Consider the following 19,180-nt stretch of genomic DNA (forward strand, 5'->3'; position numbering starts at 1 on the left):
ATCTTTAATGCAAAAACACAGCAGCCTCGACAGCAATGGCCAGGTCAGCGGCGCCACCACGATTTCCTATGCCCAGGCGCAGATGGCCGGGACCCGCCTGGTCGGCGGCATGCTGGCGGTCAGTCGCAGCGATGCCAAGGGCCAGCGGACCTCCAGTGCCCAGTCCTACCTGAGCGCCGAGGGCGTGCCGTACAAGGTGCTGGCCACGCGCTATGCCGAGGACGGCGTGAGCGTGGACGGCTACGTCGACTCCGACTACAGCGCCGTGGTGTTCGATGCCTTGCGCCTGGTCAACGCCGGGCAACTGGTAGTGCGTACCACCAGTGCTAGCGGCCAACCCCAGAGCGCCAGTGTCCTGCGATTCAAGTCCGGTCGACTGGTGAGCACCCAGGCCCTGGAAGGCTGCGTGCAGGACACCGGACCCAGCCCGCTGCTGGTGGCCCCGGCAGCTGCGCCCTGGACCCCATCACGGCCCGCCGACCGTAGCGTGCTGCGCCGGCGCATCGATGGCTCGTTGCTGCAAAAGCGCGAGGACTGGTTCACCCAGCCAGGCAACAGCGGCACTCCGAGGCGCTCGCAGGTCATCCTGTATGCCCGCGACGGCATGCGGGCGATCCGCCTTACCGATGTCGACTACGCCGGCACCCACTTTGACAGCGCCGGCAACCCTAGCGGGGGGACCGTCGTTTCCACCCAGTATCAGGCGGGCGTGCGCAGCAGCACGGCCTGCGTCGCCTATTGACCGCGTTTGACCCAACCCGACGCACGACAAGGAGAGCACTGTGGACATCAACAAGACCGTCAAGCTGAGCAACGCTTCAGGCGTCAGCATCGTGGTACTCAACGCCTACAATTCCTCGACCAATGTGGCCAACAACTCACCCCAGCAGGGCTACCTGCAAGACCTCGACATCCTGCCCCTGGCCAGCGGCAAGACCCTGAACGACGACGCCACCACCACCGCCACCCTGGACGGCACCTACGTCGACTCCAAGGGCCAGACCAAGCCGACCTACATCTACAACCTGCTGGTCTCCAAGACCGACTCGTTGTTCCCGGTGATGGCCGTGGGCGAGTCGCTGAACTTCAACACCATGGCCTACCCGGACATCGCCATCACCTCGGCGGCGGCGAGCAACATGCAAAAAGCCCTGAGCTTTTGCACCAACATCATGACCGCGCCGTCCTCGAAGATGTCGGTGGCCTTCCAGGCGACCCTCAATGACGCCTTCAGCACCGGCACCGTGGCGGATGGTGAAGCCAAGGTCGCCTCGTTCTTCAACCAGTACGACATGTTCAAGGGCCTCGACTTCGTCAGCTACGTGGCGGTCAGTACCTGGCTGCGCGGTTTTGCCTACCTGTGGGGGATGAACGACAAGGGTCAGCCGGGCATGACCTACTACGTGTATTCGGCGGCGGCTGCCGGCAAGACCGGCACCACCTCCGAGGGCACCATCACCTTTGTGCGCAGCACCAGTGCACCGTCGCCGGCCGACCCCAAGGACCGCCAGAGCGCCTACACCATTACCCTGACCTCCAGCAGCGGCAGCAAGACCGCGCTGACGTTCGACAACGGCCAGTTGATCGACGCTACCGGCGCCGTGGCCTTGAACTGCTCGTTCGGCTACAAGGGCACCTTCACCGGCAAGGACACCGACACCACGGCCATTACCATCTTCAGCGGCACCATGGTCAACAAGCAGGTGATGGTCGTGCCGATGGCCCCCGAGTCGGGCTGGGACAAGTTCTGGACCTCGCTGTCGTTCCAGAAACTGCTCGGCTACTTCATGGAGGCCATGGGCCTGTGGATGGCCGTGGACTTCCTCAAGCAGAAGCTTGCCGGCAAGAACGAGAAGCTGGAGAACGACAAGGCCAACGAGAACCAGGGCAAGGAGCCTACCGACGATCAGGTCGCCGACGCCAAGCAGTCGGGCGAGAGCATCGGCGACCAGGCGCAGAAAGCCGACCAGAGTGCGGCTGATCGGGTGTCGCCGGATGACAAGGTCGATGTGCCGGCCAACGACGCGGATTTCGCCAGTACGGTCACCGAGGTGCGTGCCAGTGGCGCTTCGGCGTTCAACCAGGTGGCTACCGACAAGGCCTCCGGCGCGATCGACAGTGCCGCCGAGCAAATCAGTGACCTGGCCGAGATTGAAATGACCGAAAGCCTGCAAGAGGCCGAAGGCAATCTTCTTGATGCCAAGGAAAGCTTGAGCGAAGGTAATATCTCCGCCGCCAACGAGAGCATCGGCGAGGTGAATACCGCGCTGCCGGAAATTGTCGAAGACATGGGCACGGCGGTCAATGAGGAGCTCAAGGCGCAGGTGGAGGAAGCGGTGCAGGTCCAGGAGGAGGCGACCGATATCTCCGAGGAAGCCAACGAAAACTCCGAAGACACCGGTAACGGCGATGAGGAACCATTCGAGGACACCACCATTCCGGAGATCTGATCGCCTGCATTGGGCACGATGGTCGCGTGGCGGCGGCCATCGTGTGTTTGTCAGCTATGAATAGCGGGAGACAACCTCCCGAACAAGCTGCGTGCGCGAAGCATTCATCAAGGCGCTCGTGGTCTGCCGGGCCTCCAACATTTCCTCGTCCCAAAGCCTGAGCCAATCAAGCCGGTCATCAGGCCGGCTGAACCCGGCAAACCCCGCCGCGATGATCGGCACCCAGCGTGCGCTGAAGTACGCGCCAACATCAGGTGTATCGCCTGTGGGCAAGGCCTGATAAATGCGCTGCAGGTCGCGCGCATGGTGCTTGAGCAGGGTCACGCCCAGACCGATGACTTCCTGTTGCAGGGCAACTTCAGCTGGTAGCAGGTCGGCGGTGGCGTCCAGCCAGAGGTAATGCTGCAGCTTGCTGGAAATGCGCTCAAGTGCTGCTGTTCTTGCAACGTACGCGCTGCCTTCCAGTTGCGTGTAGGCGCTGATCAACTGGTCTAGGTCGGCAAAGTAATCAGTCGGTGCTTGCTGGCGCAAGTCGTGCGCGGCAGCGGGCAAACCGCCGTCGAGTATCTGCGCAATCGCGCCGTGCTCAGCAAACAACGTGGCCAGCGTCTTGCTTTCAAACAGCTGCCCGACGTGGCCGAAGGCAACCCGCGTCGAAGGCGTCTTGGCGCGCTCGCTGATGGCTTTGAAAATCCCCAGTTTCTTGCTGAATGTCCAGAGTGTCGTGGCGATCTGTTCCATGTGCACGGGCGCAGGTATTGGCGGCGGTTTCGGGTGGGCCTGGTGAATCACCCGCACCGCCCGCTGGCCCATCTTGCGGATCAGCCCCACCTGGCCCACTGCGTACCACAGGTTGCTGCTCACAAGCTCCGTGCGGGCGAGCTGGTAGTCGAGTGCATCCTGGGCCACGAAATAGTCCAGATAAGCCCGCGAGGTGACGGCAGCATAGCTGGGGATCATCAGCGCCAGCAGCGCGCCAACGCTTTTGCTCGCACCCAGCGTTGACAGGGAGAAGGACAGCATCGACCAGCCGAAAGAGAACATCTGCAAAAGCCGATCAATAAAGGGCTTGGCTTGTTCGGTTCGGGTGAGTATCAACGCCTCGATGGAGTACTTCGTGCTTTGGCAGAGCACGCCCAGGAGTATGTCTTCGACCCGCCCGGTGAGGTCCTTGAACACCAGCGGGTTCTTGTAGTGCGACAGTTGCAGGTGAGTGAGCTCATGCAGCCTGTCCAGGTACAACGGTTGCTCGACAATACACAGGTGGCCTGCGCCCTTGTCGAACTGCCAGGCATCGTAGAGCGACATGTGCTCGACACATACCCGCGCCAGCGCCTCGCCGCCCAGGTACAGCTCGCGCCTGCCACTTTCGCCATAGTAGGACGGGCGAAGCTTGCCCCAGCCCTCGGCTTTCTCGCCCACATCCACCAGCCAGCCCAGGGCGTCATCGTTGATCGTCACCGCGCTGGCCGCGCGGCGGATGAGCAGCAGGTTGGGCACTTCGTGTTGGGTCTGGGCCAGCACGGGAATGCTCCACTGGTAGCTGCGCTCCTGCTCCAGCGCAGCCAGTGCCAGGCCCAGGCACGCGACAAACTCGGCCTGGTCACCCTGGGCCATTGCCTGATGCCGGTATTTGCGCAGCGCCGCCTCGGTGTTGACCCGAAAGCCATCCCGGAGCACTCCGGCTACCAGCGTGTCCTCCTTGATTGCATCTACCATGGCCGACAGGGCCTGTTCGGCGTTGGCGTGTTCCAAGTGGTTGGCGAAGTCGATTTTCTCGCGGGCCTGGCGCGGGTTGAACCGCCAGGCGTTGTCGCGCAAGTTTGCGCTTGCCGGGTCTATCGCGACCTTGCCGGTCAGGACATCACCGAAGCTCACGTCCTCCTCTACTTCCTGCAATTCATCAATGGCAGTGCCGTCACTCAGGGTGCGGGTGCCAACTACTCGGTAGAAGGTAATGCCCACGGGTTCGTCGAAATGGAAATCCACGGGCGTCGCCTGCTGGGCGTTGTAGGCATTTTTCAGCGACGTATAGAAGTCGTCTTTTATGTAGCCGGCGGGGTTGGCCATCAGCTTGGCCAACTGGAGTTCCTGGGCCTTGTGCATGGCATGGATCAGCTCGCCACGTGGTGTGCTGCCACCCACTTCCCGGGCGGCACTTCGCTCCAGCAACTGAAGCTCGCGATGCTGTTCGTGCTCGGCTTGTTTGAGGGTGCTCAGTTGGCTTTGATGATCAGCAATGAGGGCGCCCAGCGCGTGAATGTCTGCTTGCAATTGCAGGCGGGTGAGTGTGCTTTCACCGCGTTTGATGCTGACTAGGATGCCGTTCTTCTGCTCCCGCTCATTTTCGAGCCGACTGATTGTGCGCTGGTGTTTCCTGCACGCCAGGGTTAGCCCCTTGAGGGCCAGGCTTTGGTGGCAGAACGACCAGAACATCGGGGTGAACGCGGCCTCACTGATGGGGATGCGCGCCGCCTCTCCCGGTTTCAAGCCGCCGTCGAGGATATCCGGCATCAGCTCAAAGGTACTTTTGCCTTGCAGGGCGGGGAGTGCACAGCGCAGCAGGCTGCGGCTCACCTGTTCAAGCTCGGCCGGTGAGCGCAAAGCCGCAACCATGTCCAGTTCGCGCGCGCATTCAGTTGGGCTCATGCGTTCGACGGTGCGTAGCTGTTGCGTACTGATCAGGTCGCCGTAGTGCTGCTGCCCGTATTGCTGGTGTATCAGCTGTTCACGTTTATCGTCATCGACTGCGCGCAGTGAGAGGCAGCGGAAATAGGCCTCCATGCGCTCGCGCTCGGTGATTGCAAATGCCGCCGGTGCAATATGCCAGCGCACGATGTGCTGGGCGGACTTCACCAGCAGCCGGTAGACACCCACCTCAAACGCCACCCGCACCAGCGCGAGCTGCTGATTCACGGCGAGGGCAATGTTGCCCCAGCTTTCCATGCCAGGCGGGAAGGGGATAAGCACGCGTTCAAGCAACTCGTCTTCCTCGGCATCCACCACCTGTAGCGCAAACCAGGTGTTGGCATAACCCCGCCCCGGCAGGCTGGTGGCCTGCCGAAAGTCCTCATCGTTGTCGTACAGGTCCCGGTTAGGCATGCGCCAGGCCAGATGCCTGAAGACCTTGTCTTCACCCGCCATAAAGACCGGCATGAACGCGGGGTCGCAGATCCTGGCGATCAGCGCCACTTGGCCTATGGCTCCGTTTGCCTGGCCGCCGCTGGAGTCCGCCCAGAGGGGCAAGCCCGGGCCAGCCACTTCGTCGCAGAACCCATCGCCTTCGGGAATGCCCAGTCGCACATGCGTGAACTGCGTGTTGACGGCATTGATCAGTCGGGTCCGGCTCACCGGGTCGGTGGTCTGCCTAAAAGTCGAAAACTCGCTGATGCGCTGTGTGTCGGGTGCCCACGCGAGTATCAGCCACACCTCATGCCGGCGCAGGGCTGAGGGTTGCCAGCGCGCATGGGAAAAGAACCGGCGGTGCTGCGTGCCGGCAAAATTCACGCTGTAAAAATCGGCGCCTGCCGGGTTGAGCATGAACAGCACGTCCGGGTGTGCGCTGAGCAGGGCATCAAGAGGGGATGGGGTCGCATTGGCTAGGGGCATGTGCTGATCTTCTATGCGAGTCCGGGGTGACGGGCAATCTCGCACAGGCGGCCCGCTGCCGGTCACCCAGAACGGGTTCCCGGCGCGCGCCGAATGGGGTCAGAGCTTGGGTAACTGGCCGATGCGGCCCATCATTTCGGTAACGATCTGCAAGTCGAGCAAGAACTGTTCAACGGTCTTGAACTCGTTGTCGTTGTGCCCGGTGTACTTGACGTCCGGCATGGCCAGGCCGAACTGCACGCCATTGGGCAGTTCATGCACCGAGGTGGCGCCGGCCGAGGTACCGAACTTGTGCTCCATGCCGAGGTTCTCGCTGGCGACTGCCAGCAGGGCCTTGACCCATTCCCCTTCAGGGTTGCGGAACATCGGCTCGGCAATCGAGGTGTCAAAGGCCACGTTCACCTTGGCTTGCTGGGTCCAGGCGCCGAGTTTTTCGGCAATCTCGGCCTTGAGCACCTCCGGCTTCTTGCCGACCGGCACCCGCAGGTTCACCGCCAGCTTGAAGGCCTTGTCATCCTTGCCGACGTAGGTCAGCGAGGTGGTCAGCGGGCCCATGAAGCTGTCGGCAAAACCGATGCCCAGCTTGTTGCCCAGGTAGTCCAGGCCCCAGTTGTCGGCCGCATAGCGGGCGGCGTCGGTGAACTGGTTGTGCTTGAGGGCGACCTTGCCGTCCAGGCCGTTGATGAAGTCGAGCATGCGTGCCACCGGGTTGACGCCCGACTCAGGCTCGGAGGAATGCGCCGACACGCCGGTGACCGTCAGTTGCACGTCCTTGCCGACCACCTTGGCGGCGACGCTGAAGTCGCCACCGTGCTGCTTGGCGTACTCGGCACCGGCGCTCTGCAAGCTGGCCGCGAGTTCTGCCGGCTTGTCGGTAAGCAGGGTGACCACCGAAGTCGAAGGGATCTGGTTGGTCGCCAGGCCACCGGTCATCGAGGTGATTTCCGCGCCCTGGCCCTCGCCAGCGCGACGCGGGAAGCTCGCCATGATCGTGCCGTAGCCTTTCTCGGCAATCACCACCGGGTAGCCGCCATCCAGCGCCAGGTTGTAGTTGGGCGTCGGGTTGCGTTCGAAGTAGTAGGGGATGGCGTCGCCGGTGGTTTCCTCGGTGGTGTCCACCAGCAGCTTGAAGTTGCGTGCCAGCGGCAGCTTTTCTTCCTTGATGATCTTCATGGCATACATCGCGACGACGATGCCGTTCTTGTCATCCTCGGTGCCGCGGCCATACATGCGGTCGCCAATCAGGGTGACCTTGAACGGGTCGAGCTTGGTGCCGTCCTGCAGCACCCAGTTTTCCGGGGTTACCGGTACTACGTCGGCGTGGGCGTGAATGCCTACCACTTCCTTGCCTTTGCCTTCCAGGGAGATCTCGTAGACGCGGTTGTCGACGTTGCGAAAGCTCAGGTTGAAGGCTTGGGCGAGGTCCTTGATCTTGGCGGCGATCTTGATGAATTCGGGGTTGTCGTGCTGCGCTACGCCGTCTACCCGCATGGTCGGGATGGCGACCAGTTCACGCAGGGTTTGCGTGGCGGCGCTGCCGTACTTCACCCGTGCATAGAGCCCGAGCAGGCGGTGGATTTCATTCTGCTGCTCGGCATTCAGGGCCTTGTTGTCGAGAAACGCCTTGATGCTCGCGCCGAGGTTGTCGGCCTTGGCCAGGTCAGTCTTGGCCAGGCTGGCGAGGAACTGGCGGAAGTCCTTGACCGAGGCATTGTCGAAGGTCTTCAGAATCGCCGCGCTTTGCTGCGGGGTGATATTGGCCTGGGCCGGCAAGGTAAACGCGGCAAGGCCCGCGGTCATCAGGGTGGCTGCGGCCAGTTGCTTGAGAGAAAAATCCATTACGGGAGGCATTCCTTTGCAGGGAGTGGGTAAGAAGTTTCGAGCATTGCGAACGGCTCCAAACTAACACCAACACTAAACACAAGAGGAGCCCCTCAAGTGGGATCTGTCGCACAGAAACGAAAAAGCGGCGCACAAACATAACAACCACCGGTCGGCTTGCCGCTCCGCTATGGCCTTATCTGCTAAGCCTCATAGGCAGGTTCGTACAGTCCGTTTAGCCGTCAGACTTTCTATCCATTGATCAGAGGTAGGCTCATGAGCTGGCTACACGATCTGTTCCACAAGTCGCCGGAAATTGCGTTGTTCCTCTCGATTGCCGCGGGCTACTACATCGGCAAGATCAAGTTCGGCAAGTTTCAGTTAGGCGGTGTAGCGGGTTCGTTGCTGGTTGCCGTGTTGGTGAGCCAGGTCGGCGTGCAAATCGATGCCGGCGTCAAGTCGGTGATGTTCGCGCTGTTCATCTATGCCGTGGGCTATGAAAGCGGGCCGGACTTCTTCCGCTCGCTCGGCAAACAATCCATCAAGGAAATCATCCTCGCGGCGGTGCTGGCCTTGTCCGGGCTGCTGACCGTGGTGCTGATGGCCAAGTGGTTCGACCTCGACAAGGGCCTGGCCGCTGGCGTTGCGGCGGGGGCGCTGACCCAGTCGGCGATCATCGGCACGGCCGGCGACGCGATTGCCAAGCTGGGCCTGGCCGCAGACGAGGTGCAGCGCTTGCAGGGCAACGTCGCCATCGGCTACGCGGTGACCTACGTGTTCGGCTCGTTCGGCGCGATCCTGGTGTGCGTCAACCTGCTGCCCAAGTTCATGGGCCGCACCATCAAGGAAGACGCCCTGCGCGCCGAAACGGCAACCCAGGCCGGGGTGCATGTGTATGGCCCGGGCCAGGCGGCGGCCGCGCCCGACCTGGTGGGGCGGATCTTCGAGTTGCCAGCCAGCACCGCGACCACCATCGAGGCACTGGAAAACACCACGGACGTGGCGATCACCATCGAGCGGGTCAAGCGCGGCAAGCAGATCATGCAGCCCACCCCGGACATGCAGCTGCAGGCCGGCGACATCGTCCTGGTGGTTGGCCGGCGCCCGGCCGTGGTGGCAGTGGCGCCGCGCATGGGCAAGGAACTCAACGAAGTGGACGGCATGGAGCTGACCATGCAGCGCCGCGACGTGGTGATCACCAACGCGGCCCTGGACCAGCGCACCTTTGGCGACATCCGCGACGCTGCCGCGCAGGACGTGCGCCACGGCGTGTATGTCTCGCAGATTTCCCGGGCCGGCAAGGCCTTGCCGCTGGCGCCGGAGACCCTGGTGAGCCTGGGCGATGTGGTCACCGTGTTCGGTGCCGAGCAGGACGTGAACCGCGTGGTGGACAAGGTTGGCCATGCCCTGGTGCCCAGCGTCAAAACCGACTTCGTGTACATGGGCGCGGGCCTGGTGGTGGGCTTGCTGATCGGCCTGCTGACCGCGCGCATCGGCTCGATTCCGCTGACCTTGGGCAGCGGTGGCGGGGCATTGCTCTCGGGCTTGCTGTTTGGCTGGTTCCGCTCGCGGCGCCAGTCGTTCGGCGAGATGCCCAGCGGCGCGGTGCAGATCCTCAAGGACCTCGGCCTGGCGGCCTTCGTGGTCGTGGTGGGGATCTCTTCCGGGCTGCAGGCGGTACAAACCGTGGAAACCCAGGGCCTGGCGATCTTCGGCATCGGCGTGGTGGTGACCATCCTGCCGCTGGTGCTGACCATGCTGTTTGGCCGCTACATCCTGCGTTACGAAAACACCGCGATCTTTGCCGGTGCGCTCAGTGGTTCGCGCAGCGCCAACCCGGCGTTTGGTGAAATCCTGGATAAAGCCGAGAACACTGTCCCCACCGTGCCCTTTGCCATTACCTATGCCTTGGCCAACGTGTTCCTGACGTTGCTCGGGCCCTTGATCGTGGCGTTGGTGTAGCGACCCTTTGCGCTTGCGTAGCCGGTGCGTGCCTGAGCACGCCCGGCCATGTGCGTTATCAACGATGCAGCTAGGAGTAGCGACATGGATTTTAGCGACCCAGACAAACTTGCGCTGTTGAGCCCTTTTGAACTGAAAGATGCCTTGATGCAGCGGGCGGCGCAAAGCCACAAGCTGCTGTTGAACGCCGGCCGCGGCAACCCCAACTTCCTCGCTACCACGCCACGCCATGGCTTCTTCCAGTTCGGCCTGTTTGCCATGTCCGAGGCCGAACGCTCGTACATGTACATGCAGCACGTTGGCGGTTTCCCGCAGCGTGAGGGCATCGAGGCGCGCTTCGAGTTGTTTGCCAAGCAGCACGAAGGCGTACCGGGCGTGCGCTTCATCGAAGCGGCAGTTTCCTATGTGCGCGACCAGATGGGCCTGAGCGCCGGCAGTTTCATCTACGAGATGTGCGAGGCGATCCTGGGCTGCAATTACCCGGTGCCCGACCGCATGCTGAAGATGAGCGAGATCATCGTCGGCCAGTACATTCACCAGGAAATGATCGGCACCTATCCCTTTGTCGGCAAGTTCGACATGTATGCGCTGGAAGGCGGCACGGCGGCGATGACCTATCTGTTCGCCAGCCTCAAGGCCAACCATGTGATCAATGAGGGCGACACCATTGCCCTGGGCATGCCGATCTTCACGCCGTATATCGAGATCCCGCAACTCAGCGATTACAACCTGGTGTCGCTGTCCATCGATACCCCGCAATCGAACAAGTGGCAGTTCACCCATGCGGAACTCGACAAGTTGCTCGACCCGAAAGTCAAAGCGTTCTTCCTGGTCAACCCGAGCAACCCGCCGTCGGTGAAAATCGACGACGACACCCTGCGCTACATTGCCGAAATCGTGAAGAAGCGCCCAGACCTGATCATCCTTACCGACGACGTCTACGCTACCTTTGCCGACAACTTCGTCTCGCTGTTCGCCATCTGCCCGTACAACACCATCCTGGTCTACTCGTTCTCCAAGTACTTCGGCGCCACGGGCTGGCGCATGGGCATTGTCGCCACCCATGAAAACAACATCATCGACGCCAAGATAGCCGCCTTGCCGGAAACCAAGCGCGTGCAGCTGGACCATCGCTACAGCTCGATCACCACCGCGCCGCGCACGCTGAAGTTCATCGACCGGCTGGTGGCTGACAGCCGCACGGTGGCGCTGAACCACACGGCGGGGCTGTCGACGCCGGTGCAGGCGCAGATGACCTTGTTCTCGCTGTTCTGCCTGATGGACGAGCCGGGCGCGTACAAGGCCGAAATGAAGCGCATCGTGTTGCGCCGCAAGGAAGCGTTGTACCGCGAGCTGGGCCTGCCGATGCCGCACGATGCCAACTCGGTGCGCTACTACCACCTGATCGATCTGGAGGAGCTGGCGACCGAAATGTACGGCGCAACCTTCGTCAAGTGGATGCTCGGGCGCCTGAAGCCCAACCAGGCATTGTTCCGCCTGGCCGAAGAGACCGGGGTGATCCTGCTGCCGGGCAAGGGCTTCGGCACGCCGCACCCGTCGTGGCGCGTGTCGCTGGCCAACCTCAACGAATACGACTACGCCAATATCGGCAAGGCCATCCGCAAGCTGTCACAGGAGTACTACGAGCAGTTTGTCCAGGCAACCGGGGCCAAGGTGCCGACGCCTGCGGCGAAGGCGGCTGGCAATGCGGCGGCGAAGGTGGCGGCGAAACCGAAAGCCAAGCCAAAACCCAGAACGCCGAAGAAGTGAAGTTGCCCACCTGAAAATGCACAAAGGACCTTTCGGTCCTTTGTGCGTTACGAGGGCAGGGTGATTAGCGGGACAGGTTCACGGCGGCGGCCCGAGCGGCATGCAGTTTCTTGTAGCTGTCGATCAGGCGCTGGTGACGGTCGAGACCTTCGAGCTTCATGCTGGTCGGGGTCAAGCCGTAGAAGCGCACGCTACCTTCCACCGAGCCGATCACCGCGTCCATGCGCGGGTTGCCGAACATGCGGCGGAAGTTCGCCTCGTAGTCGGCCAACTCCAGGTCTTCGTCCAGCTGGGTTTCCAGCACGGCGTTGACGGCCTGGTAGAACAGGCCACGCTCGACCGTGTTGTCGTTGTACTGCAGGAAGGTTTCCACCTGTTCCTTGGCTTCTTCGAAGCGCTTCAGGGCCAGGTTGATCAGCAGCTTCAACTCCAGAATGGTCAGTTGGCCCCAGACGGTGTTGTCGTCGAACTCGATGCCGATCAGCGTGGTGATGTCGGTGTAGTCATCCAGCTCGCTTTCTTCCAGGCGCTCCACCAGCGCTTCCAGGCCGGCTTCATCCAGGCTGTGCAGGTTGAGGATGTCGGCGCGGAAGAACAGGGCCTTGTTGGTGTTGTCCCAGATCAGGTCGTCTACCGGGTAGATTTCCGAATAGTCCGGCACCAGGATCCGGCAGGCGGTCGCCCCGAGGTGCTCGTACACCGCCATGTAGACTTCTTTTTCCATGCCTTCAAGAATGCCGAACAGGGTTTCGGCTTCTTCGGCGTTGGAGTTCTCGCCCTGGCCGGAGAAGTCCCACTCGACGAATTCGTAGTCGGGCTTGGCGCAGAAGAAGCGCCACGACACCACACCGCTGGAGTCGATGAAGTGCTCGACGAAGTTGTTCGGCTCGGTCACTGCGTGGCCTTCGAAGGTCGGCTGGGGCAGGTCGTTGAGGCCTTCGAAACTGCGACCTTGCAGCAGTTCGGTCAGGCTGCGCTCCAGCGCCACTTCAAAGCTTGGGTGCGCGCCGAACGAGGCAAACACGCCGCCGGTGCGCGGGTTCATCAAGGTCACGCACATCACCGGGAACTCGCCGCCCAGCGACGCGTCCTTCACCAGCACCGGGAAGCCTTGCTCTTCCAGGCCCTGAATGCCGGCGAGAATGCCCGGGTATTTCGCCAGCACTTCTTGCGGTACATCCGGCAGGGCGAATTCGCCTTCGATGATCTCGCGCTTGACCGCGCGTTCGAAGATTTCCGACAGGCACTGCACCTGCGCTTCGGCTAGGGTATTGCCCGCGCTCATGCCGTTGCTGAGGTAGAGGTTCTCGATCAGGTTGGAGGGGAAGTACACCACCTCGCCATCCGACTGGCGCACAAACGGCAGCGAACAGATGCCGCGCGCTTCATTGCCCGAGTTGGTGTCGTACAGGTGCGAGCCGCGCAGCTCGCCATCGCGGTTGTAGACCTTGCGGCAGTGCGCGTCGAGGATCTCGGCCGGCAGTTCATCCTTGCGCCCAGGCTGGAACCAGCGCTCGTCCGGGTAATGCACGAACGCGGCGTTGGCCAGGTCTTCGCCCCAGAACTGGTCGTTGTAGAAGAAGTTGCAGTTCAGCCGCTCGATGAACTCGCCCAGCGCCGAGGCCAGCGCGCTTTCCTTGCTCGAACCCTTGCCGTTGGTGAAGCACATTGGCGAATGCGCATCGCGGATATGCAGCGACCAGACGTTGGGCACGATGTTGCGCCAGGAAGCGATCTCGATCTTCATGCCCAGGCCGGCGAGAATCGCCGACATGTTGGCGATGGTCTGCTCCAGCGGCAGGTCCTTGCCGGCCACGTAGGTGCTGGCGTCGGCGGCAGGGTTGAGCATCAGCAAGGCCTGGGCGTTGGCGTCGAGGTTGTCGACCTGCTCGATGACGAACTCCGGCCCGGTCTGCACCACCTTCTTTACTGTGCAACGGTCGATGGAGCGCAGGATGCCCTGGCGGTCCTTGTCGGAGATGTCGGCCGGCAACTCGACCTGGATCTTGAAGATCTGCTTGTAGCGGTCTTCCGGGTCAACAATGTTGTTTTGCGACAGGCGGATGTTTTCGGTGGGGATGTCGCGGGTCTGGCAGTACAACTTCACAAAGTAAGCCGCACACAACGCCGACGAAGCCAGGAAATAGTCGAACGGACCCGGTGCCGAACCATCGCCCTTGTAGCGGATTGGCTGATCAGCGATCACCGTGAAGTCATCGAACTTGGCTTCAAGTCGAAGGTTGTCGAGAAAGTTAACCTTGATTTCCATGCGGGATTACCATGCGAGCAAAACGATTTGGCCGCGATTATCCGGTGTTTTCCGCTGGAAGTCTTGCGGCTACTGACGAGCCCCCGGTATTGCCGGTGAATCGTTGCCCAGGAAGAGATCGGCCAGGCGCTCCACTAGCGCCGGTTTGGTGTGGGTGAACCAGCGCCGGGTCGCTCGTTCCTGCCATTCTTCGGCGCGGTCCATGGTGTAGCGGGGCATGAAGTCGCCCAGGCACAGGCCCAGTGACTGCAGCGTGGCCTGGTGCCCGGCGCGGGTCATCTGTTCGAGCAGGTCGTGCAGCGCCACCTTGAGCTCCAGTGGCCAGTACTCGCCGGGGAACACCTGTTCGACCAGGGCGTGTCGATCAAGCTCAGGCGTAACGCACAGTGGCATGGCAGTCTCCTTGCTGGTGTGGGCCTGGGCGGCGCAAGGGCCGCCCGGGCCCGCCCGGTTAGAACAACGGCAGGCTATAGCTGACGATCAGGCGGTTCTCGTCCAGGTCGCTGCTGGCATTGCCGCGCAGGCTCGCATTGCGCCAGGAGAACCCCAGGCCCTTGAGCGCGCCGCTTTGCAGGACGTAGTCGATACGCAGGTCGCGCTCCCATTCCTTGCGATCGTTGCTGGCGGTCTCGATGTTGTCGCCGCTGAGGTAGGTAATGGTGGTTTTCAGGCCCGGCACGCCGACGCTGGCAAAGTCGTAGCCATACTCGGCCAGCCAGGTGCGTTCGCCGGAGCTGAGGAACTTGCCGATCTGCCGGTCGGTGATCAGGTACGCGGTGGCGCCGTCACCCTGGTTGACGAACGGGAAGGCACTGTCGCCCGAGACCTGCTGATAACCCGCGCTGAGGGCATGGGCGCCGAGGCTGTAGGTGAACAGGGCGCTCCAGGTGTTGTTGTCGACTTCACCGGCATGGCTGTCGCCGGCGCGCCAGTAGCCGCTGCTCTTGTAGCCTTCGGCGCGGCCGGCAGCGCTGCCGTTCTTGCCGTCGGAACTGCTGTTGAAATAGCGCAGGTCGGTTTTCAGGGCGCCGGGGCCGATGGCCAGGGTGTGGATCAGGCCGACAAAGTGCTGCTGGTAGAAATCTTCCAGGCTGGCGTAGTAGTACTGCGCGGTCAGGTCCTTGCTGATCTTGTAGTCGCCGCCAGCAAAGATGAACTTGTTCGAATCGGCCAGGGCGGTGCTCGCCGGGGTGCCATTGGGGCGTGTCGCGCCGCCGATGCGCAGGCCGATGTCGTCGGTGGAGCTGCGGGTCTTGGTGCTTTCCAGCTGGCCGGCGGTGAGGGTCAGGCCATCGATCTCGGTGGAGGTTACCTGCCCGCCATTGAAGGTTTGCGGTAACAGGCGGCCATCGTTGAAGTTGATCACCGGCAACTTGGGTTGCAGGGTGCCAAGGCGCAGCTCGGTTTTCGACAGGCGCACCTTGCCGGTCACCCCGGCCTTGCCGTAGCTGTCTTCGGCACGGCCATCGCTGTCCAGCGGGAACAGCGCGCCTGGGGTGCGGTCGATGCCGGCCTTGCCGGCGCGACCGCCGCTGTCCAGGTTCAGCCCGACCAGGCCGATGGCATCCAGGCCCACGCCAATGGTGCCCTGGGTGAAGCCCGACACGTAGTTGAGCTGCAGGCCTTGCCCCCATTCCCTGGCCTGGTTGGTGTAGGCGGCGTTGCCCACGTTGTCCCGGCTTTCACGGTTGTCGGAGTTGAAGTAGAAATTGCGCAGGTTCAGCGTGGCTTTGCTGTCTTCGATAAAGCCAGCGGCAATCGCCTGGTTACCAAGGCCGACGAGGGTGATGGCCAAGGCCAGGGGTTGCATCTTCATGATGGTTGCTCCAGTTCATTCTTTGTTTTTGTGTGGTTCACGGCCTTGCTGCTCTGTGGACAGACCTTTTTCTCTCTCGCTATATATTTTTATATACAGCGGGTGACGAGTGTTGAGACAGGCATGCACAAGCAAACATGCCCCCAGGTCGGTTGGGCGGTGTCGAGACTGACGCGGGCGTGAAACAGGTGAGGCGGTGTGCATCCTTCAAGAAGCTGACTGTAAAGTCAATAAATTTAAGGAGTGGGAAATTGTATTGATGAGTCGTGCGTACCTAGGCGGTACGCGGCAATACCACCCGTGCCAGCAGCCCGCCGCCGGCGCGGTTGCTGAGGGTCAGCTCACCGCCGTGCTCGCGCACCATCGCCCGTGCAGACGCCAGGCCAAGGCCTGCGCCACCGGAGTTGCGGTTGCGTGAGGGTTCGAGGCGGTAGAAGGGCTCGAAGACCTTTTCCAGCTCGGCTTCGGCAATGCCTGGCCCTTCGTCGCTGATGTCGATTTGCACGGTGCGTGCCGTGTTTGTCAGCACAATACTCGGGTTTTGCCCGTATTTAGCCGCATTTTCCAGCAGGTTGATGCACACCCGCTTGATGCCTACCGGCCGACCGAAATACACCAGGTGGGCAGGCCCATCGAAGCCGATGGCCACGCCCTGGTCGCTGTAGTCATCAACCACCGTTTGCAGCAGTTCGGACAAGTCGAAGGCGGTGGCTTGCTCCAGCAGGGCTTCGTCGCGGAAGAAATCCAGCGCCGAGTTGATCATCGCCTGCATTTCATCGGTGTCACGGATCAGCTTGTGCTGAAGTTCGGCATCTTCCAGAAACTCGCAACGCAGGCGGATACGGGTCAATGGTGCGCGCAGGTCATGGGAGATCGACGCCAGCATGTGCGTGCGTTCGGCAATGAAGTGCTGGATTTGCGCCTGCATGGTGTTGAAGGCGGTGATCGCCTGGCGTATTTCGTGCGGCCCTTCAAGGGCGATGGGCGGCGCGCGCAGGTCGCCGCCAAAGCGCCGTGCTGCGCTGGTGAAGCGCTGTAGCGGGTCGGCCAGCTGGCGCGTGGCGAGCCAGGCTACCAGCCAGGTGGCAATCAGGCCCAGGGCAACCACCACGGTGATGCGCAGCCCCAGGCTCATGCCCCAGCTGCGCTCGGGCGGGTTGAACGACAGCCAGCTGTCGTCGCTCAGTTGCACCAGCATGAGGTAGCGCGCCTGCGGGTGGTCATCAGGCCAGTTGGCGGGCTGGAACACTTCGATGGTGTGCTGGGTTTCGCCCACCAGTTGGCGCAATACCGGTGAGCCGTCCGGGTCGATCTGGGTGCCGGCTTCGGGCAGTTCGAAATCGCTGCGCCGTTCGCTCCATTGCACCCCCAGCGAGGGAATGCTGGCGGCCTCGGCCAATTGCTTGCGCAGTGCCGGCGGGGCGGCCTGGATCACCCGCGTGGTGGCCGCGACCTGTTCCAGCAGGCCGATGCGGTCCACGGGCGGGCGCGCCCACACCCCCGCGACTTGCACGAACAGCGCATTGAGCAGCAGCGAGGCGAGCATCGCGGTGACAATGGTCAGGGCGATCCGGCTGCGCACCGTGTCGAAGCGGGGGAACAGGCGGATCATGCGCGGGTGACCCGGGCGGTGAACATATAGCCGCCGTTGCGCACGGTGCGGATCAGGTCAGGGCGCTTGCTGTCTTCCTCGATCTTGCGCCGTAGGCGGCTGACCTGCACGTCGATGCTGCGGTCGAAGGCCTCATGGCCCTGGCCGCGGGTCAGGTCGATCAGTTGTTCGCGGGTAAGGATGCGGTCGGGGTGTTCGAGGAACACCACCAGCAAGTCGAACTCACCGCCCGACAGCGGAATCATCACGTTCGCCGGTGAGCGCAGCTCGCGCCGGGTGACGTCCAGGTGCCAGCCGCAGAAGCTGATCACCAGGCGCGCGTCCTCGCTGCTGGCAGGCCTTGGCTCGCTGGCGCGGCGCTGTACTGCACGCAGGCGGGCGAGCAGCTCGCGGGGGTCGAAGGGTTTGGTCAGGTAGTCGTCGGCGCCCAGTTCCAGGCCGACGATGCGGTCGCTCAGTTCGCCCATGGCGGTCAGCATCACGATGGGGATGTGGGTGCTGGCGCGCAGCTTCTGGCACAGGCTCAGGCCGCCTTCGCCGGGGAGCATCAGGTCGAGGATGATGATGTCCGGCTGTTGGCGCGCGATGGCCGCCCACATGGCTTCGCCGTGGGTGGCCAATTCGACTTCATAGGCATGCAGGCGAAAGAACTTCTCCAGCAGCAGGAGGATTTCTTCATCGTCGTCGACGATCAGCAATCGGCTCACGTTCAGCGGTCCATGGGGGCAAAAAGGAAGGTATCTAAAACCATTCTGGCCCCGTGGTCATATATTTCAATCCAGCAACATTGCGCCGCCCCTGACAAAAACCAGACATCCGCCGGCAAAAGCGCTCGGGCAAGCTGCGCGCATTCCAACTCCGGGGACCTTGCCATGCAGGCAGCCAACAGCCAGGCCGACCACGCCACCTCCTTGATCCTCAACCAGCGCACCAGCAAGGTGTGCGATGACGAACCCGTGTTGTTCCAGGAGTCGCGGCTGGTGCTTTCCAGTGATCTGCAGCGGGTGCTGCTGGTGCGCTACATCGAGCAATACAGCCCTGCGGGCAGCCAGTGGGTGGAGTACTTCCACTCGGTGCCGGTGGCGGCGTTCAACCAGTGGATCATGGCCAATGGCGAGCTGCACATCGAGCACTCCGAAGGCCCGGCCAGCCCTCTTTAACAACGCCCATCGTTTGTGGAACACCCCCAATGAGAACACGCCTGTCGCTGCCGTTATTGGCGGCTATCACCCTCACGCTCAGCGCCTGTGCCGGCAAGACCGTGCCGCCGGAGCGCTATTCCGGGTTTTTGCACAATTACAGTTTGCTCAAGGAGAAGGAATTGCCCTCTGGGCAGACCGTGTTGACCTGGGTGAGCCCGACGCTGGATATCGACCATTACACCCGGGTGTATATCGAGCCGAGCCTGTTCTACCCGCAAATCCTGCCGACCGAGCGGGGGCCCGAGTCGACGTTGCTGGGGGTGACGCATTACTACGATGCGGCGCTCAAGAACGAGCTGGGCAAGGTCATGACCCTGGCCCCGGCGCCGGGCCCGGACACGCTGATTATCCGCCCGGCGATTACCTCGGTCGGGGCCAGTACCCAAGGTTTGCACTTTTATGAGTGGTTGCCGGTGACCTTGCTGGCGGCGGGGGTGAGCACGGCGACCGGCATTCGCGACCAGGACAGTGAGATTTCCACCGAAGTGGCGGTGCTCGATTCGGCGACCCACGAGGTGCTGGCGCAGGTGGTGCGCAAGGGCACGGGCAGGGTGCTGGAGAATGACCGGCAGGTGATGACGGTGGATGACTTCAAGCCGGTGCTGGATGGCTGGGCGATTGACTTGCGCCAGGCGTATGAAGTAAGTGGTCAGTAGCCGCTGCCGTCAG

General features: G+C 62.3%; 13 protein-coding genes. 6 read left to right on the forward strand and 7 right to left on the reverse strand.

Features of this window, described 5'->3' with window-relative positions; translation table 11 throughout:
• Positions 1-742 (forward strand): hypothetical protein (locus M5G11_RS26340; protein WP_273913951.1); only part of this gene is annotated, 742 nt, incomplete at its 5' end.
• A 40-nt stretch (positions 743-782) separates the two neighbouring features.
• Positions 783-2,450 (forward strand): hypothetical protein, encoded by a 1,668-nt coding sequence (locus M5G11_RS26345; protein ID WP_273913950.1) that lies wholly within the window; start codon positions 783-785, stop codon positions 2,448-2,450.
• A 54-nt stretch (positions 2,451-2,504) separates the two neighbouring features.
• Here the strand turns inward: M5G11_RS26345 and M5G11_RS26350 are convergent, their stop codons facing one another.
• Both M5G11_RS26350 and M5G11_RS26355 read right to left on the reverse strand, forming a co-directional pair.
• Positions 2,505-6,059, reverse strand: a complete 3,555-nt coding sequence (locus M5G11_RS26350) for a hypothetical protein (RefSeq protein WP_273913949.1) — start codon at positions 6,057-6,059, stop codon at positions 2,505-2,507.
• Between the two features lie 99 nt (positions 6,060-6,158).
• A complete protein-coding gene (locus tag M5G11_RS26355) occupies positions 6,159-7,898 on the reverse strand; it encodes a dipeptidase (RefSeq protein ID WP_273913948.1) in 1,740 nt (579 codons plus the stop codon).
• 258 nt (positions 7,899-8,156) lie between these two features.
• Here M5G11_RS26355 and aspT point away from each other — a divergent pair, with 258 nt between their 5' ends.
• Together aspT and M5G11_RS26365 are read left to right on the forward strand one after the other, a co-directional pair.
• Positions 8,157-9,842, forward strand: a complete 1,686-nt coding sequence (gene aspT, locus M5G11_RS26360) for an aspartate-alanine antiporter (protein ID WP_273913947.1) — start codon at positions 8,157-8,159, stop codon at positions 9,840-9,842.
• A gap of 84 nt (positions 9,843-9,926) precedes the next feature.
• Positions 9,927-11,612: a bifunctional aspartate transaminase/aspartate 4-decarboxylase gene (locus M5G11_RS26365; protein ID WP_273913946.1), complete on the forward strand. Its 1,686-nt coding sequence runs from the start codon at positions 9,927-9,929 to the stop codon at positions 11,610-11,612.
• A gap of 64 nt (positions 11,613-11,676) precedes the next feature.
• On the opposite strand, the gene M5G11_RS26370 is transcribed toward M5G11_RS26365, so the two are convergent.
• The 5 genes from M5G11_RS26370 to M5G11_RS26390 all read right to left on the reverse strand — a co-directional run bounded on the left by M5G11_RS26370 (position 11,677) and on the right by M5G11_RS26390 (position 18,016).
• Positions 11,677-13,881 (reverse strand): OsmC domain/YcaO domain-containing protein, encoded by a 2,205-nt coding sequence (locus M5G11_RS26370; RefSeq protein ID WP_273913945.1) that lies wholly within the window; start codon positions 13,879-13,881, stop codon positions 11,677-11,679.
• A gap of 69 nt (positions 13,882-13,950) precedes the next feature.
• Positions 13,951-14,274 (reverse strand): hypothetical protein, encoded by a 324-nt coding sequence (locus M5G11_RS26375; protein ID WP_273913944.1) that lies wholly within the window; start codon positions 14,272-14,274, stop codon positions 13,951-13,953.
• 58 nt (positions 14,275-14,332) lie between these two features.
• A complete protein-coding gene (locus tag M5G11_RS26380; RefSeq protein ID WP_273913943.1) occupies positions 14,333-15,697 on the reverse strand; it encodes an OprD family porin in 1,365 nt (454 codons plus the stop codon).
• Between the two features lie 274 nt (positions 15,698-15,971).
• A complete protein-coding gene (locus tag M5G11_RS26385; RefSeq protein WP_273913942.1) occupies positions 15,972-17,309 on the reverse strand; it encodes an ATP-binding protein in 1,338 nt (445 codons plus the stop codon).
• Entirely contained in the window at positions 17,306-18,016 is a 711-nt protein-coding gene (locus tag M5G11_RS26390) for a response regulator (RefSeq protein ID WP_273925416.1), read from the reverse strand. The genes M5G11_RS26385 and M5G11_RS26390 overlap by 4 nt, the downstream gene beginning before the upstream one ends.
• A 165-nt stretch (positions 18,017-18,181) precedes the next feature.
• Here M5G11_RS26390 and M5G11_RS26395 point away from each other — a divergent pair, with 165 nt between their 5' ends.
• Both M5G11_RS26395 and M5G11_RS26400 read left to right on the forward strand, forming a co-directional pair.
• A complete protein-coding gene (locus tag M5G11_RS26395) occupies positions 18,182-18,469 on the forward strand; it encodes a hypothetical protein (protein ID WP_273913941.1) in 288 nt (95 codons plus the stop codon).
• A gap of 29 nt (positions 18,470-18,498) precedes the next feature.
• Complete coding sequence (locus tag M5G11_RS26400; RefSeq protein ID WP_273925418.1) at positions 18,499-19,167, forward strand: DUF3313 domain-containing protein; 669 nt, start codon at positions 18,499-18,501, stop codon at positions 19,165-19,167.
• Positions 19,168-19,180: the final 13 nt, after the last annotated feature.

Origin of the sequence: Pseudomonas fontis, assembly GCF_028656955.1 — a bacterium.
GTDB lineage: Bacteria > Pseudomonadota > Gammaproteobacteria > Pseudomonadales > Pseudomonadaceae > Aquipseudomonas > Aquipseudomonas fontis.

Bases quoted from the DNA above. Each gene is read 5' to 3' on its own strand.
- M5G11_RS26350 (WP_273913949.1), bottom strand. From the start codon at position 6,059: ATGCCCCTAGCCAATGCGACCCCATCCCCTCTTGATGCCCTGCTCAGC.
- M5G11_RS26355 (WP_273913948.1), bottom strand. From the start codon at position 7,898: ATGGATTTTTCTCTCAAGCAACTGGCCGCAGCCACCCTGATGACCGCG.
- aspT (WP_273913947.1), top strand. From the start codon at position 8,157: ATGAGCTGGCTACACGATCTGTTCCACAAGTCGCCGGAAATTGCGTTG.
- M5G11_RS26365 (WP_273913946.1), top strand. From the start codon at position 9,927: ATGGATTTTAGCGACCCAGACAAACTTGCGCTGTTGAGCCCTTTTGAA.
- M5G11_RS26370 (WP_273913945.1), bottom strand. From the start codon at position 13,881: ATGGAAATCAAGGTTAACTTTCTCGACAACCTTCGACTTGAAGCCAAG.
- M5G11_RS26375 (WP_273913944.1), bottom strand. From the start codon at position 14,274: ATGCCACTGTGCGTTACGCCTGAGCTTGATCGACACGCCCTGGTCGAA.
- M5G11_RS26380 (WP_273913943.1), bottom strand. From the start codon at position 15,697: ATGAAGATGCAACCCCTGGCCTTGGCCATCACCCTCGTCGGCCTTGGT.
- M5G11_RS26385 (WP_273913942.1), bottom strand. From the start codon at position 17,309: ATGATCCGCCTGTTCCCCCGCTTCGACACGGTGCGCAGCCGGATCGCC.
- M5G11_RS26395 (WP_273913941.1), top strand. From the start codon at position 18,182: ATGCAGGCAGCCAACAGCCAGGCCGACCACGCCACCTCCTTGATCCTC.
- M5G11_RS26400 (WP_273925418.1), top strand. From the start codon at position 18,499: ATGAGAACACGCCTGTCGCTGCCGTTATTGGCGGCTATCACCCTCACG.